This is a genomic window from Streptomyces sp. MAR4 CNX-425, from assembly GCF_048656465.1.
Lineage (GTDB): Bacteria > Actinomycetota > Actinomycetes > Streptomycetales > Streptomycetaceae > Streptomyces.
Genome location: NZ_JBMDLF010000003.1, coordinates 583698 through 599087 on the forward strand (window position 1 = coordinate 583698; position 15390 = coordinate 599087).

Below are 15390 nucleotides of genomic sequence, written 5' to 3' on the forward strand. Positions count from 1 at the left end.
CGGACCGACCCGGCCGTACCCGGTCGGATCGGCCGGTCTTGCCACTCACCGCCGAGCCGCGGATGATGCGAAGTGGGTACGGCGCACCATATGTGCCGTACCCGAGGGGACCGGGGCCCTGTTGCCGGCAGGAAGGGGCGGACCGCTACCCGGTGGCTCTTGTGTGGAGACAGCTCATGAACAGCCGTGCTCACGAACCCCTGCCCGCGTCGGCCGACGGGCACCAGCCCCCGAACCTCGACTTCCGGGGCACCACCCCGTACGAGGACTACGTCCAGGCGGACGTCCTCACCCATCTGCAACACCCGCTCTCGGACGACCCCGGCGAACTCGTCTTCCTGGTGACCACGCAGGTCATGGAGCTGTGGTTCACCGTGGTCGTCCACGAGTGGGAGACCGCCGCCGAGGCGCTGCGCGCCGACGACCTCCCGGTCGCGCTGGCGGCGCTGCGGCGCAGCACGTACGAACTGCGCTCGCTGAACGCCTCCTGGGAGCCGCTCGCGCGGCTCACGCCGCGGCAGTTCAACTCCTACCGCGCCGCCCTCGGCGAGGGCTCCGGCTTCCAGTCGGCGATGTACCGGCGGATGGAGTTCCTGCTCGGCGAGAAGTCCGCGTCGATGCTCGTGCCGCACCGCGGCGCGCCGCGGGTCCACGACGAGCTGGAGAAGCAGCTCGCCGAGCCCAGCCTCTACGACGAGGTGCTGCGCTACCTGGACGCGCACGGACACCGCCTGTCCGCCGCCGTCCTGGACCGCGACCCGGCGCGGCGGTACGAGCCGCACCCGGAGGTGGAGGAGGCGTGGGCGGCCGTCTACGCCGGGCCGCAGGACTCCGGCCTGATCGAGCTCGGCGAGGTGCTGACGGACATCGCGGAGCTGGTGTGGCGCTGGCGCAACGATCACCTGGTGGCCACGCGGCGCGCGATGGGCGGGAAGGTCGGCACCGGCGGCTCGGCGGGGGTGCCGTGGCTGGAGAAGCGGGCCGCGAAGCAGGTGTTCCCGGAGCTGTGGACGGCGCGGAGCCATGTCTGAGGCGTACGGGCCCGCGGCGCGCCCGGGCGCGCCGCGGGCGGGCGGCGGCGGTGCGGGGGCGGCGGCCGGGGGGCCGGCCGGGGGCCCGGACGGGTTCGCGGAGCTGGCGGGCCGGGCGGCGGCGCTGGACCTGGCGGATCCGCTGCGGGGGAAGCGGGCGGAGTTCGTACTCGACGACGCGGAGCCGCCCGGCGCGGGCGCCCCGGACGATGGCGCCCCGGGCACGGGCCCGGCCGGCGCGGAGGGCGGCGGCGCGCCGCCCCCGCGGGTCGTCTACCTCGACGGCAACTCCCTCGGCGCCCTGCCCGCCGCCGTCCCCGCCCGGGTCGCGGACGTCGTGGCGCGCGAGTGGGGGCGGCTGCGGATCCGGTCCTGGACGGAGTCCGGCTGGTGGACGGCGCCGGAGCGGATCGGCGACCGGATCGCGCCGCTGCTGGGCGCCGCCCCGGGCCAGGTGGTCGTCGGCGACTCCACCAGCGTCAACGTCCTCAAGGCCGTCGTCGCCGCGGTGCGCCTCGCGCGGTCCGGCGCCGGGGCGGCCCGCGACGAGCTGCTGGTCGACGCGACGACGTTCCCCACCGACGGCTACGTCGCCGAGTCCGCCGCCCGGCTGACCGGCTGTGCCCTGCGTGCCGTGGAGCCGCACGAGATCGCCGCCACCGCCGGGCCGCGGACCGCCGCCGCGCTGGTCAACCACGTCGACTACCGCACCGGCCGGCGCCACGACCTGCCCGGCACCACCGCCGCCCTGCACGCCGCGGGCGCGCTCGCGGTGTGGGATCTGTGCCACAGCGCCGGCGCCATGCCGGTCGGGCTGGACGAGCACGGCGTGGACCTGGCGGTGGGGTGCACGTACAAGTTCCTGAACGGCGGCCCGGGCGCGCCCGCGTACCTCTACGTACGGCGCGGGCACCAGCCGCGCTTCGACTCCCCGCTGCCCGGCTGGAACTCGCACGCCGACCCCTTCGCCATGTCCGCCGACTACCGCCCGGCGGACGGCGCGGTGCGCGGGCGCGTCGGCACGCCGGACATCCTGTCGATGCTGGCGCTGGAGGCGGCGCTGGAGGTGTGGGACGGCGTGGCGGTCGAGGCGGTGCGGGAGAAGAGCCTGGCGCTGTCGGACTTCTTCCTGGAGTGCGTCGCCGCCCTGCCCGGCGGGTCCGCGCTCACGCCGCTGACCCCGCTGCCGCACGCCGAGCGCGGCAGCCAGGTCGCGCTGCGCTGCGCGGACGCGGAGGCGGTGATGGGCGAGCTGATCGCGCGCGGGGTGGTCGGCGACTTCCGGGCGCCGGATGTGCTCCGCTTCGGCGTGACGCCGCTGTATACCTCGTTCTCGGACGTGTACCGGGCCGCCGGAGTGCTGGGAGAGGTGCTGGATGACCGCCGTTGACGACGTGGACGACGTGGACGACGTGGACGAGGGGGACGAGGCGGACGACGAGGCCCGGGCGCTGTTCGCCCTGCCGCGGGTCGCGCCCGCCCGCACGCTCGCGTACGGGGACCATCCGTCGCAGGTCGTCGACCTGTACGGGGACGAGACGGCGCGGCCGGTCGTGGCGCTGCTGCACGGCGGCTTCTGGCGGGAGCGCTACGACCGGTCCTACCTGACGCCGCTGGCGGCGGCGCTGGCAGCGGACCTGGGGCGGTGCGTGGCGCTGGTCGAGTACCGCCGGGTCGGCGGCGGGGGCGGGTTCCCCGCGACGTTCGACGACCTGCCGCCGGCCCTGGCCGCGCTGCCCGGCGCCGGGCCCGTGCTGCTCGCCGGGCACTCCGCGGGCGGCCACCTCGCGCTCTGGGCCGCCTCGCGGTGCCCCACCGCCGTCTCCCGCGTCGTCGGCGTCGCCGCGGTCGCGGACCTGGCCCGCGCCCACGAGCTGAGCCTCAGCGACGGCGCCGTCGCCGGGCTGCTCGGCGGCGCCGACCGCGTGGCGGAGCGCCTCGACGAGACGGACCCGCTGCGGATGCCGGCCCCCGCGGCGCCGGTGGTGCTGCTCCACGGCGACGCCGACGCCGACGTACCGGTGGAGCTGTCCCGCCGCTACGGCCGCGCCGTGGGCGCCCGGGTGCGGGAGCTCCCCGGCGCCGGCCACTACGCGGCCGTCACCCCCGGCACACCGGCGTACGAGGCGCTGCGCGACGCGCTGGCGGACACCTGACCCCGCCTGGCGCGGCCCGGCACCCGCGCTCTCAGCCCTCCTGCGGCTCGCCGCCGCCTTCTTCGCCCTTCTCGCCGTCCACCTCCTGCTGCAGCCCCAGCGTCTCCACGAGCCACTTGTCGAACTCGATCGACGCCCGCACCCAGCTCACGGTGCTCGACACGAAGTGCTCCAGCGCCACGCCCGTGCCGATCAGCATCTGCGCCTCGCCGATCAGCCGGACGGAGCCGTCGTCGTGCGTGTGCGTGTAGACCTTGGGCCACAGCGTGCGGCGGTTCCAGTCGTCGATGGCCTCCAGCAGCTGCGGCTTGACGTCCAGCTCGTGCTGCCGGTCGTAGAAGGTGCGTACCGAATAGAGCTGCTGCTCTCCCTCGCCGCGGAACATGAAGTACGTACGGAAGTGTTCCCACGGCGCCGCAAGGTCCCCCTCCTCGTCGACGACGTACTTGAGCTCCATCTGGTCGAGCAGCTGCTTGACCAGATCCTGGTCGGGCACGATGGGCCCCTGCGGGCCGCTGCTGCCGGAGGATTCGGGCTGCTGGCCCCCGAAATTCGGAATCGAGGACGGGTCGATGCTCACGTGGGGTTCCCTTCGAACGGTTCCCGCCCATCCTCCCCCACCGGGGCCCCGTGCCCGCAACCCGGCGACGACACCCTGTGGACAACCCGCGACCGCACCCGTACGGCGCCCGCCTACTGCGCCGGGCCCACCAGCAACTGGTCCCCGAACACGTCCACCCGCACCGTGTCCCCGTCCCGCACCTCGCCCGCCAGGATCTCCTTCGCGAGCTGGTCGCCGATCGCCGTCTGCACCAGCCGCCGCAGCGGCCGTGCCCCGTAGCTGAGGTCGGGCTCCGGCTCGTCCGCCGGCACGCCGAGGCGCGCGAGCCACGCCAGCGCCGCGTCGCTGACCTCCAGCGTGAGCCGGCGCTCGGCGAGCCGGTCCTGCAGATGGCCGATCTGGATGCCGGCGATGCGCTTGAGCTGGTCGCCGCCGAGGGCGTGGAAGACGACGAGGTCGTCGAGCCGGTTGAGGAACTCGGGCCGGAAGACCTTCCGTACGGTCTCCAGCACCCCCTCCCGCTTCTGCTCGTCCTTGATCATCGGGTCGACGAGGAAGGTGGAGCCGAGGTTGGAGGTGAGGATGAGGATGGTGTTGCGGAAGTCGACGGTCCGGCCCTGGCCGTCCGTCAGCCGGCCGTCGTCCAGCACCTGCAACAGGATGTCGAAGACCTCGTTGTGCGCCTTCTCGATCTCGTCCAGCAGGATCACCGAGTACGGGCGCCGCCGCACGGCCTCGGTGAGCTGCCCGCCCTCCTCGTACCCGACGTAGCCGGGCGGGGCGCCCACCAGCCGCGACACGGCGTGCTTCTCGCCGTACTCGCTCATGTCGATGCGGACCATGGCCCGCTCGTCGTCGAAGAGGAAGTCGGCCAGCGCCTTGGCCAGCTCGGTCTTGCCGACGCCCGTGGGGCCGAGGAAGAGGAACGAGCCCGTCGGCCGGTTGGGGTCGGCGATGCCGGCGCGGCTGCGGCGCACGGCGTCGGAGACGGCCCGTACGGCCTCGTCCTGGCCGATGAGCCGGCGGCCCAGCTCCTCCTCCATGCGCAGCAGCTTCTGTGTCTCGCCCTCCAGCAGCCGGCCGGCGGGGATGCCGGTCCAGGAGGAGATGACGTCGGCGATGTCGTCGGAGGCCACCTCCTCCTTGACCATCGTGTCCCGCTTGACCTCCTCCTCCGCCGCGGACGCCTCCTCCAGCTCGCGCTCCAGGGCGGGCAGTTCGCCGTAGAGGAGCTTGGAGGCGGTGTCGAAGTCGCCGTCGCGCTGCGCCCGCTCGGCGGTGCCGCGCAGCTCGTCGAGCCGCTCCTTCAGCTCGCCGACCCGGTTGAGGCCCTGCTTCTCCTTCTCCCAGCGGGCGGTGAGGCCGCGCAGCTCCTCCTCCTTGTCCGCGAGGTCGCGCTGCAACCGCTCCAGGCGCTCGCGGGAGGCGACGTCGGACTCGTTCTTCAGCGCCAGCTCCTCCATGCGGAGGCGGTCGACGGCGCGCTGCAGCTCGTCGATCTCGGTAGGAGACGAGTCGATCTCCATACGGAGCCGGGAGGCGGCCTCGTCGACGAGGTCGATGGCCTTGTCGGGGAGGAAGCGGGAGGTGATGTACCGGTCGGAGAGGGTGGCGGCGCCGACGAGCGCGGAGTCGGCGATGACGACCTTGTGGTGGGCCTCGTAGCGCCCCTTGAGGCCGCGGAGGATGGCGATGGTGTCCTCGACGGTGGGCTCGGCGACCAGCACCTGCTGGAAGCGGCGCTCCAGGGCGGCGTCCTTCTCGATCCGCTCGCGGTACTCGTCGAGGGTTGTGGCGCCCACCATGCGCAGCTCGCCGCGCGCGAGCATGGGCTTGAGCATGTTGCCGGCGTCCATGGCGGACTCGCCGCCCGCGCCGGCGCCGACGACGGTGTGCAGCTCGTCGATGAACGTGATGACCTGGCCGTCGCTCTCCCGGATCTCGGCGAGCACGGTCTTCAGCCGCTCCTCGAACTCGCCCCGGTACTTCGCCCCGGCCACCATGGCGCCGAGGTCGAGCGCGACGAGCCGCTTGTTCTTCAGGCTCTCCGGCACGTCGCCCTTCACGATCCGCTGCGCCAGCCCCTCGACGACGGCGGTCTTGCCGACGCCGGGCTCGCCGATGAGGACGGGGTTGTTCTTCGTACGCCGGGAGAGCACCTGCACGACGCGCCGGATCTCCTGGTCCCGCCCGATGACCGGGTCCAGCTTGCCGTCGCGGGCGGCGGCGGTCAGGTCCGTGCCGAACTTGCCGAGCGCCTGGTACGTGCTCTCGGGGTTCTTCGTGGTCACGCGCCGGTCGCCGCGGATCTTCTCGAAGGCCTGCACGAGCGCCTTGGCGCTCGCGCCCTGCTCCTTCAGCAGGTCCTTGGCCGCCCCGCCCTCGGCGGCGACCCCGATGAGCAGGTGCTCGGTCGACACGTACTGGTCACCGAGCTTCCTCGCCCGCTCGGTGGCGTCCCGCACGGCGGCCAGCAGCTCCCGGTTCGCCTGCGGCGGCGACACCGTGGCCCCCTGCACGCTGGGCAGCCCGCCGAGCAGCGCCTCGGCCCCGGACCGCACGGCGGCCTGGTCGGCGTCGACGGCGGCGAGCAGGTCCTGGAGGTTCTCGTTGTCCGCCACGTCCAGCAGCGCGAGCAGCAGGTGGGCGGGGGTGATGTCCGGGTGCCCGCCGGATACGGCGCGGCTGTTGGCGCCGGCGATCGCTTCCTGGCTCTTGTTGGTCAGCTCCGCGTCCACTGCTGTGTGCCCCTCCTTGCCGGGGTGCCGGTATCGGGATGCGCCTCGGCGCCTCGGCCCGCGCTCGGCGTGCCTGAGGCGACGTAAGCTAAGTTGAGTCTACTCCACTCAACCCCGGCCGGGCACCGAGCGCCGGGCGCGGGTCACCGAAGCCGGGCCACCGAAGCCCGGTCACCGACCCCCAGCATGCGCGTCCGGACACGCAAAAGCGGTGCCATCGCGGGGTTGCGTCCGCGATGGCACCGCTGGTGTGCCCTCGGGCGATCTGGACACGGGGGATACCGCCCGGTCAGGCACAGTGGGGGGTGATGCTCTCGCTATTTGGTACGCAGTCGGCTGCTACGGGGACGTGATCCTCTTCGCCAAGGTTGACGAAGATCACGCCGCAGCGCACCACGCAGCGTACATACCGTCCTGGCCTCCGGCGGAAGGCCCTGACGCTCCCGCCCCGGTCGCGAAGGATGGTGATCGGCTCGCCCAGCAGGGCCACCGTCATCCTGTCCCCGGGGTGGGGAACCGCCGTAGCGAGATCGATGGAGAGCCACTGGTTCTCCATCTTTCGGCGGTCGTCTGAATTCATCCCTTCACCTGCGTCTAAGTTGTCTGGCTTACCTACACCTCGTTCAGGTTCAACTCCATATGGGGTCCTGCTGTGCCGCCGGCGGCGCCGCTGAAGACTCATTCCCCAGCTCGCCGGCCTGCAGCCCGGCCTGAGAGTCGACCGCCACGCCTACCGAAACCGCTACAGCAAGCGCGACAGCCCAACGAATCAACGCCCTCATGGGAGTCCCGGCCTCCCTCACATCGCTTCCCTGTGAAGAAGGTGCCGCACGTAGGAGCCGTTCACCACCTTCGCATTGCATCATGTTCCTGAATCACAGCTTCCTGTGGGACGGATAAATGAGCGTTAAGCGTGGCGAATCAGACCATTCGCATGGATACTTGGACCTGTGCGAGGAGGGTGCAGAGCTGTACGCCAGGGCGCTCCGAGCCGGCCGTGTCGCCCGATCCGAAGGAGAGAGCGCACCGTGCCTGATGGACCTCAGGCTTCTCCACCCGGACCCCGACGATCCGCAGCAGCTCCGTCCCGCCCCACCGTCCGCAGTGCTGGCGCGACTTGAGCACCCTCTCGAACGGGAGATTCTTGAGCGCAGAAAGCAGACCCTTGCCCTGGCCGGCGCGTTCGAACCGTTCCTCGCCATCAGTGAAGAGCACCCTAAGGTCAGTCGCGTCATCACGGAACTGGAGGGCGTCGACCACATCGACGCGACCATCGGCCGGGCCACCCAGGCGTGCGCAGAGGAACTCCTGACAGTACAGCCCGGCGGGAGACGTCCCGCGGACCTGCTGAACCGCGCGGTCGATCGGGTACGCCCCCTGATCGACCGCGGCGTTCACATACGAAGCCTCTACCAGCACACCGCCCGGCACAGCTACGGCTTGCTGGCCTACCAGGAACGTGTCGGCTCGGAACACATGGAGCTGCGGACCCTGGAGGAGTTGGTCGACCGGCTGATCATCATCGACCGGAAGGTCGCCTTCATCCCCGCGCAGCGCGACCGCCCTGTGATGTTCAACCGGCACGCCGCCCTGGAGGTACGCCACCCCGGCCTCGTCGCCTACCTCATCGGCCTCTTCGAACACCTCTGGCTGCACGCCACTCCTCTGGAGGAGGAGGTGCAGTACGAACACACAGAGCCCGACGGCGTCACCGGCGTGCAGCGAAGCATCGCCAAACTGCTCGTCGAAGGCCACGTGGACGAGGTCATCGCCGACCGACTCGGCATGAACGTCCGTACCTGCCGCGGTCACATCGCCAAACTCGCCACCGCACTCGGCAGCAACGGGCGAGCCCAACTCGGTTACCTCATCGCCCGCTCCGGCATTCTCGACCGACCCTGATCACGGACGCCCCCGGAGAGTACTGAGATGTCCCGCAGGCACGAACACCCCCACCGGCCCGACGAGCCGTGCCCGGAGGCCCAGACCCTCTACACCGACGCGCTCAACGCCGGCCGCGTCGCCCGGTCAGCGGTCCAGTCCGTGCCATGCCTGACCGACCTCGCCCTGCTCCAGCCCGACCCCGACGACCGGCAGTGGCTACTCCCCGTCCCCGCATCCGACGCCATGACCCAGCTCATGCTCAACCACGAGCAGGACATCAGAGAAAGGCAGCAGGAGGCGGCGGACCTGGCCGAATCCTTCGGACCGTTCATCGAGATCAGCGCGGAAGCAGCCTCGGTCTCCTCTCCCCTCACCGTTCTCGACGGCCTCGGCACGATCAACACGGCACTGGACCAGGCCGTCAGCGAATGCTTCTCCGAACTGCTCACCATCCAACCCGAGGCGTCCTCGCGCGGCGCCCGGGCCCTCGGCGAAGCCCTGCGCCGGGTGCGGCCCCTCGTCGAGCGCGGTGTACGGATGCGCAGCCTGTACCAGCACGCGGCGCGAGAGGCCCCGATGACGTTGGCCTACCTTCGGTTCGTCGGTCCGCAGCGCGTCGAGGTCAGGACACTCGAAGAGATCGTCGAGCGAATGATCATCATCGACCGCAAGGTGGCCTTCGTCCCCGCCCAGCCGGACCGCCACGTCGCACTGGAACTCCGGCACCCGGGGGTCGTCGCCTACCTCGTGGGCGTCTTCGAGCAGTTCTGGCAACTGGCCACACCGATGGAGGAGGCGGCGTACACCGAGGTCACCCACGCGGGCATCACCGGAGTGCAGCGCAGCATCGCCCGCCTCCTCGTCGAAGGCCACCTCGACCAGAACATCGCCCGCCGCCTGGGCATGAACGTCCGCACCTGCCGCGCCCACATCGCCGCCCTCGCTTCCGCCCTGGGCAGCAACAGCCGCGCCCAACTGGGCTATCTCATCGCCCGCTCCGGAATCCTCGACGAGGCGTGACGTGACGGCGCACACCCCCGCCCGACGCCCGTATGTCACATACGCCGCCGCTTTCGGTGTCCTAGCTCCGAGCAGTCACGTCCCCGCCGACCGCTCCAGCACACTCAAGGAGACCTGGCAGCATGGAGCACCCCCACCCTGAAACCGCCCTCTGCGACGTGGGCAGAAAGCTCTACACCTCCGCCTTACGCGCCGGCCTGCTCTCCCACGAGGCCACCGGAAGCGCACCCTGCCTGATCGACACCGGGCTCCTGCGCCCCGACCCCGGCGAGCCCCAGTGGCTCGTGCCCGCACCGCCGTCCGAGGCGGTCGCCGGCCTCATCCGGCCGCTGGAGCGGGAGCTGTCCGAGTACCGGCGGTTCGCCGCCGCGCTGGCGGGCACGGTCGAGCAGCTCACCGCGTTCACCCCCGAGGAGACGGCTCCGTCCCTGCTCACCCTCTGGAAGGGCAAGGACCGGATCGAGGCGGCGCTGCTGCGCGCGCTCGACGAAGGGGCGGAGGAGTTCCTCGCGATCCAGCCCGCGAGCGGCCGCACCAACCGCACCGAGGAGACCATCCGCGCGGCCGCCGAGCGCGTCCGGGAGCTGCACGAACGCGGAATCACGCAGCGGACGCTGTACAACCACACCTACCGGCACCATCCGGCCACGCTCGCGTACCTGGACCGCCTCAAGGACACCGGCCTGGAGGTGCGCACCATGGAGGAGACCCCGGAGAGACTCCTCATCATCGACCGTGCCGTCGCGTTCGTACCCGTGCAGCCCGACCGCGAGGCGGCACTGGAGATCCGGCACCCGGGCCTGGTCTGGTTCCTGGTCTGCGTCTTCGAACGGTTCTGGCAGATCGCCGTCCCGTGGGGCCACCCGGTGCCGTACCGGGACACCCCGCCGGGCGTCACGGGCGTCCAGCAGAAGATCGCGCAGCTCCTCGTCGAGGGCCAACTCGACGAGGCCATCGCCCGCCGCCTCGGCATGAACGTCCGCACCTGCCGCGCCCACATCGCCAAGCTGGCCGCCGCGTTCGGCAGCGACAGCCGCACCCAGCTCGGCTACCTCCTCGCCCGCTCCGGCATGCTGGAGGAGGTCTGAGGCATGGGACACTCCCCGCACCCCGCCCCGCGCATCTGCGAGACCGGACGGCTCGTCTATGCCAAGGCGCTGCAGTCCGGCCGCGTGACGGCAGCGGCGGGCGCAACGGCCCCCTGCCTCGTCGAGTCCGGTCTCCTCCGCCCCGACGGCGACTGGCTCGTTCCGGCACCGCCGGCAGAGGCCATGGGGCAGCTCTTCGCGCTCGTGACGGAAGAGATAGGCGGCTACCGGGACCTCGCCCTGACGCTCGCCGGCTCTCTCGGTCAGTCCACACCGTCCGACTCCGGCACGGCCGCAGCCCCCTCGATCACGGTCTGGGAGGGAAAGGAGCGGATAGACGCGGAGCTGGTACGGGCCCTCGCGGAGTGCACCGAAGAGCTGCTCACCGCCCAGCCGATGGGCCAGCGGCCGGCCTGGGTGTACGAGGCGGCCGTCCAGCGCGTACTGCCGCTGGTCGAACGGGGAGTGCGCGTGCGCAGCCTGTACAGCCACACCGCCCGGCACACCCCGCAGGCGCTGGACTACATGGCACGGATGCAGCACACCGGCCTGGACGTCCGCACCCTTGAGGAGAACATCGAGCGGGCCATCATCATCGACCGGGAGGTCGCCTTCATTCCCGCGCGGGCCGACCGCACGGTGGCCCTTGAGGTTCGTCATCGCGGCGTGGTCTGGTATCTCGCGGCCACGTTCGACCACTTCTGGCGCACCGCGACACCCTGGGGCGAGGAGATCGACGTCCCGGGGGCGCCGGAGGGGATCACGAACGTCCAGCTGAAGATCGCGCGGCTCCTCGTCGAGGGCCACCTCGACGAGGCCATCGCCCGCCGCCTCGGCATGAACGTCCGCACCTGCCGCGCCCACATCGCCAAGCTGGCCGCCGCGTTCGGCAGCGACAGCCGTACCCAGCTCGGCTACCTGCTCGCCCGCTCCGGCATGATCGACGGCTCCTGACCGCGGCCGCCGGCGGCCGCCGGCGGAGGGAACGGAGTCGCTGGTGTGTATGAGGCCGGGAAGCGAACACACCAGCGCTCCGCCCGAGGGGTGCCGCAGGCGTCCGCGGGCGACGAGGCAGGTCGCGCCGACAGAGCATCCATGGCACTCGCCCTCATCATTCACGAGCTGTCGGACACCTTCTATTGCCTCTTACGGCAACCCGGCCCGTGTCCACCACGTCCGGCAGGAGCTCCCGCCGGTTGCGGTCGCCGACCAGCGCGGCCTGCACCCTGGACTCCACGTTCAGCTTGCGGCAGATGTTCGTCAGATGGGCCCGTACCGTACGCTCCGCCACCCCCAGCTGCGATGCCAGCCGGCGGTTGGTCGGACCGTCGGCGAGCAGCAGCAGCACCTGTCGTTCTCTCTCGGAGAGCAGCGCGAGACCGACCGGTGGAGCTTCTCGCGCCGTGTTGACCGAACCCTGGGACCTCACTTGTATTGACTCCCGGACCAAATGGGCCGTACGCGACTTACGTTCGGCGTCCTCTCCCCCGTCCGTGAACAGAACATTGGCTCACCGTCCGTATCAACTCCACCCGAACCCAGCATCATCTTCATGAAATTCATGATGATGAGGGGGTACATATCCGAGCGAACCGGATCTTCGGCGAACACCGCGGGTGACGCCCCGCCCCCCGCTATATCGTCGGCCGCATGGAACCCACAGCCGTCGGCGCGCGGCTCGCCGCCGCCGTCGCCGCGCCCCTCGTCCGGCGGCTCTTCCGCAGCGAGGGGCCCGGGGCGGGGCTGGCGGGGCGGCCGGTGCGGATGGCGGCGCTGGTGTCGTTCCGGGGCGAGCGGCGGGAGTTGGACGAGGCGGGTCTGCGGAAGCTCGCGGAGACGCTCGTACGGCGCGCGCTCCCCGGCGACGGCGGGCCCGGCGGCCGGGGCCGGGGCCGCCGTGAAGCGCCCGTCGCCGACGACGAGGTACGCGCCGTCGCCGACGCGCTCGCCCGCAGCCTCACCGCCCTCGGCGACCTCGACCTCGACGACGTCCAGGCCGTCCAGCTCGGCCACGAGGCCCTCGCCCGGCGGCTGCGCCGCACGGCGGCGCGGAGCACCGGCGGCGACCCCGCCCGCGAACTGTCCACCGACGCCGCCGCCTTCCACGACGCCCTCCTCGACACCGCCTGCCTGCACATCCTCCACTTCTTCACCCAGCGCTCCACCTTCGTCCCCCGCACCCTCGTGGAGCAGTCCCGCCGCCAGGCGGACCAGGCCGCCCGCCTCGACGCCCTGATCGCCCGCACGCCCCTCCCCGACGCCCGCGACGCGGCCTTCGAGCGCGACTACTTCGCGTACGTGGCCCGCAAGCACGGCAAGCTCACCATCTACGGCGCCGACCTCGCCGACTCCCCCGCGAAGTGGCCGCTGGACGTGGCGTACCTGCGGCTGGAGGCGTCGGGGTCCCCGTCGCACGAGCCGCTCCGGAACAGCGGCATCGGGAGCTGGCAAGACTTCGGCCTCCTCGACGACAGCAACCCCCTCCCCGAGCCCGCCATCCCCGCCGACCAGGCCCTCGCCACCCACGAGCGCGTCCTCCTGCGCGGCGCCGCCGGCTCCGGCAAGACCACCCTCGTGCAGTGGCTCGCCCTCTCCGCCGCCCGCCCCGACGCCCCTGCGGCGGACGGCATGGGCTACCTCACCGGCCGCGTGCCCTTCGTCCTGCCCCTCCGCACCCTCACCCGGCACGGGCAGCGCCTCCCCCCGCCCCGCGACTTCCTCGCCGCCACCGGCAGCCCCCTCGCCGGCGCCCAGCCGGACGGCTGGGAGCACCGCGTGCTCACCGCCGGCCGCGGCCTGCTCCTCGTCGACGGCATCGACGAGGTCCCCCACACGGAGCGCGCCCGCGCCCGCGGCTGGCTCTCCGACCTCGCCGACGCCTTCCCCGGCAACCGCTGGCTCGTCACCTCCCGCCCCTCCGCGGTCGGCGAGGACTGGCTCGCCGCCGAGGGCTTCACCGAGCTGACCCTCGCCCCGATGCGCCCGGCGGACCTCGCCCGCTTCATCACCCGCTGGCACGAGGCCGTACGCACCGGCGACCCGGCGGCGGACGACGCCCAACTGGCGGCGTACGAACAGCAGCTCGCCGCCGCCGTACGGCACACCTCCGACCTCGGCCGCCTCGCCACCAACCCGCTCATGTGCGGCCTGATGTGCGCCCTGAACCGCGCCCGCCGCGGCTACCTCCCGCGCGGGCGCAAGGAGCTGTACGAGGCCGCCCTGTCGATGCTGCTCACCCGCCGCGACCGCGAACGCGACATGGCCGTCCCCGACCTCCGCGAGGAACCTCAACTACAGGTGCTCCAGCGCCTCGCGTACTGGCTCATCCGCAACGGCCGTACGGAGCTGGACCGCCCCCGCGCCGAGTCCATCGTCGCCGCCGCCCTCCCGGCCGTCCCGGAGATCGCCGCACTCGGCGACGCGGCGGCCGTGCTGGAGCACTTCCGCGACCGCAGCGGCCTCCTCCGCGAACCGGGACCGGACGCGGTCGACTTCGTCCACCGCACGTTCCAGGACTACCTGGGTGCGCGGGCAGCGGTGGAGGAGGGCGACATCGGCGTGCTGGCGGCCCACGCGGCGGACGACCAGTGGGAGGACGTCATCCGCATGGCGGTGGCGCAGGGGCGCCCGCGCGAGCGCGAGGAGATCCTGCGGGAGCTGCTGAAGGCGGCGCAGGCGCGGGAGGGGGTACGTATCCGGCTGCTGGCGGCGGCGTGCCTGGAGCAGGCGGCGGAGCTGGCCCCGGCGGTCCGGGAGGCGGTGGAGCGGGAGACGGAGGGGCTGATCCCGCCGGCGACGACGGTGGAGGCCCGGGCGCTGGGCGCGGTCGGCGGCCCGCTGGTGCTGGACCTGCTGCCGGGCCCGGAGGAGACGGACGTCCCGGACCTCGTCACGGTCGCCGCCAGCCACGTGGACTCGGAGCGCGCCGTCCCGTTCCTCGCCCGCTACGCCACGCACCCCTCGCTGGCGGTCCGCCGGCAACTCGCCTGGGCCTGGCACCGGTTCGACACCGAGGAGTACGCGCACGAGGTCATCGACCGCCTCGACCCCGACGGGCTGTTCTTCACCGTCACCTCCGACGCCGAGCTGCGGGCCCTGCGCGGGCTCGGCGGGCGCCCGATGGTCGACGTGCGCGGCGGCCCGCTCGACCCGTACGAGCTGCGCGAAACCCTCGCCACGTTCCGGCTCACCGAGCTGATCATCCGCAACCAGCACGCGCTGGGGGACCTGGACTTCCTGCGCGGCCAGCACGAGCTGGGCCACCTGCGGCTCACCGAGTGTCTCGGCCTGCGGTACGCCTCGGCCCTCGCCGACCTGCCCGTACGCCACCTGATCCTGGACGGGGTGCCGGAGCTGGGCGCCAGCACCCCCGAACTGCTCCCCGCACTGCCGCGGCTGAAGTTCCTCTCCCTGTCGCCGGACCGGACGCACCCGCTCGATCTCGGCACGCTGCCGCCGCTGCCGGAGCTGACGAGCCTCAACCTGCTGACCGCCCGCACCTCCGGCCTTCGCCCCCTGGCCAGGCACCCCAAGCTCACCGACGTGTACCTCGGCTGGCGGCACGAGGCCGCCGCGGACGACTGGGCGGCGCTGGCGGCGCTCCCGGGGCTCGACGCCCTGCGGTCCCGGCCGGACCTGCTGGCGGTCGCCCCCGCCGGCGCCGCGCTGCCGGGTGTCCGGTTCCTCGGGCTGATCGACGACCGGCCCGCCGGTGAGCGCGACCTGGCCCGGCTCCCGCAGCTCTTCCCCCGGCTCGACCACCTCGTGCTCGACCTGCCCCCGGAGAGCCCGCTCGACCTCTCCCCGCTCGCCGGACTCGACCTGCTGGAACAGGTCACCCTGCGGGACCACATGCGAAACCTCCACGCCGGGCTCCCGCCCCACGTGGAGGTCACGTACCTCGCCGACTGA

11 protein-coding genes are annotated in these 15390 nt (G+C 72.4%); 8 read left to right on the top strand and 3 right to left on the bottom strand.

Annotation, left to right across the window (positions count from 1 at the left end; genetic code table 11):
* Positions 1-176 precede the first annotated feature (176 nt).
* The 3 genes from ACHZ99_RS12345 to ACHZ99_RS12355 are packed head-to-tail and all read left to right on the top strand — an operon-like array spanning position 177 to position 3187.
* Entirely contained in the window at positions 177-1031 is an 855-nt protein-coding gene (locus ACHZ99_RS12345) for a tryptophan 2,3-dioxygenase family protein (RefSeq protein ID WP_420304514.1), read from the top strand.
* Entirely contained in the window at positions 1024-2421 is a 1398-nt protein-coding gene (gene kynU, locus ACHZ99_RS12350) for a kynureninase (protein ID WP_420304515.1), read from the top strand. The genes ACHZ99_RS12345 and kynU overlap by 8 nt, the downstream gene beginning before the upstream one ends.
* Positions 2408-3187: an alpha/beta hydrolase family protein gene (locus tag ACHZ99_RS12355; RefSeq protein WP_420304516.1), complete on the top strand. Its 780-nt coding sequence runs from the start codon at positions 2408-2410 to the stop codon at positions 3185-3187. Before kynU ends, ACHZ99_RS12355 begins: the two co-directional genes overlap by 14 nt.
* Positions 3188-3218: 31 nt before the next feature.
* On the opposite strand, the gene ACHZ99_RS12360 is transcribed toward ACHZ99_RS12355, so the two are convergent.
* Together ACHZ99_RS12360 and clpB are read right to left on the bottom strand one after the other, a co-directional pair.
* Positions 3219-3767, bottom strand: coding sequence for a YbjN domain-containing protein (locus ACHZ99_RS12360; protein WP_420304517.1), 549 nt, complete (start codon positions 3765-3767; stop codon positions 3219-3221).
* A 113-nt stretch (positions 3768-3880) separates the two neighbouring features.
* Positions 3881-6487, bottom strand: a complete 2607-nt coding sequence (gene clpB, locus ACHZ99_RS12365) for an ATP-dependent chaperone ClpB (protein ID WP_420304518.1) — start codon at positions 6485-6487, stop codon at positions 3881-3883.
* Between the two features lie 900 nt (positions 6488-7387).
* Between clpB and ACHZ99_RS12370 the strand changes: the two genes are divergently transcribed.
* The 4 genes from ACHZ99_RS12370 (at position 7388) to ACHZ99_RS12385 (ending at position 11433) form a co-directional block, all read left to right on the top strand.
* Positions 7388-8389 (top strand): hypothetical protein, encoded by a 1002-nt coding sequence (locus ACHZ99_RS12370; protein ID WP_420304519.1) that lies wholly within the window; start codon positions 7388-7390, stop codon positions 8387-8389.
* Between the two features lie 27 nt (positions 8390-8416).
* Entirely contained in the window at positions 8417-9391 is a 975-nt protein-coding gene (locus tag ACHZ99_RS12375) for a helix-turn-helix transcriptional regulator (protein ID WP_420304520.1), read from the top strand.
* A gap of 122 nt (positions 9392-9513) precedes the next feature.
* Entirely contained in the window at positions 9514-10479 is a 966-nt protein-coding gene (locus ACHZ99_RS12380) for a helix-turn-helix transcriptional regulator (RefSeq protein WP_420304521.1), read from the top strand.
* 3 nt (positions 10480-10482) lie between these two features.
* Positions 10483-11433 carry a helix-turn-helix transcriptional regulator gene (locus tag ACHZ99_RS12385; protein WP_420304522.1) on the top strand — a complete coding sequence of 317 codons (951 nt, stop codon included), beginning with the start codon at positions 10483-10485 and terminating at the stop codon, positions 11431-11433.
* Between the two features lie 157 nt (positions 11434-11590).
* On the opposite strand, the gene ACHZ99_RS12390 is transcribed toward ACHZ99_RS12385, so the two are convergent.
* Positions 11591-11908: a helix-turn-helix domain-containing protein gene (locus ACHZ99_RS12390; protein WP_420304523.1), complete on the bottom strand. Its 318-nt coding sequence runs from the start codon at positions 11906-11908 to the stop codon at positions 11591-11593.
* A gap of 221 nt (positions 11909-12129) precedes the next feature.
* Between ACHZ99_RS12390 and ACHZ99_RS12395 the strand changes: the two genes are divergently transcribed.
* Entirely contained in the window at positions 12130-15390 is a 3261-nt protein-coding gene (locus tag ACHZ99_RS12395) for an NACHT domain-containing protein (RefSeq protein WP_420304524.1), read from the top strand.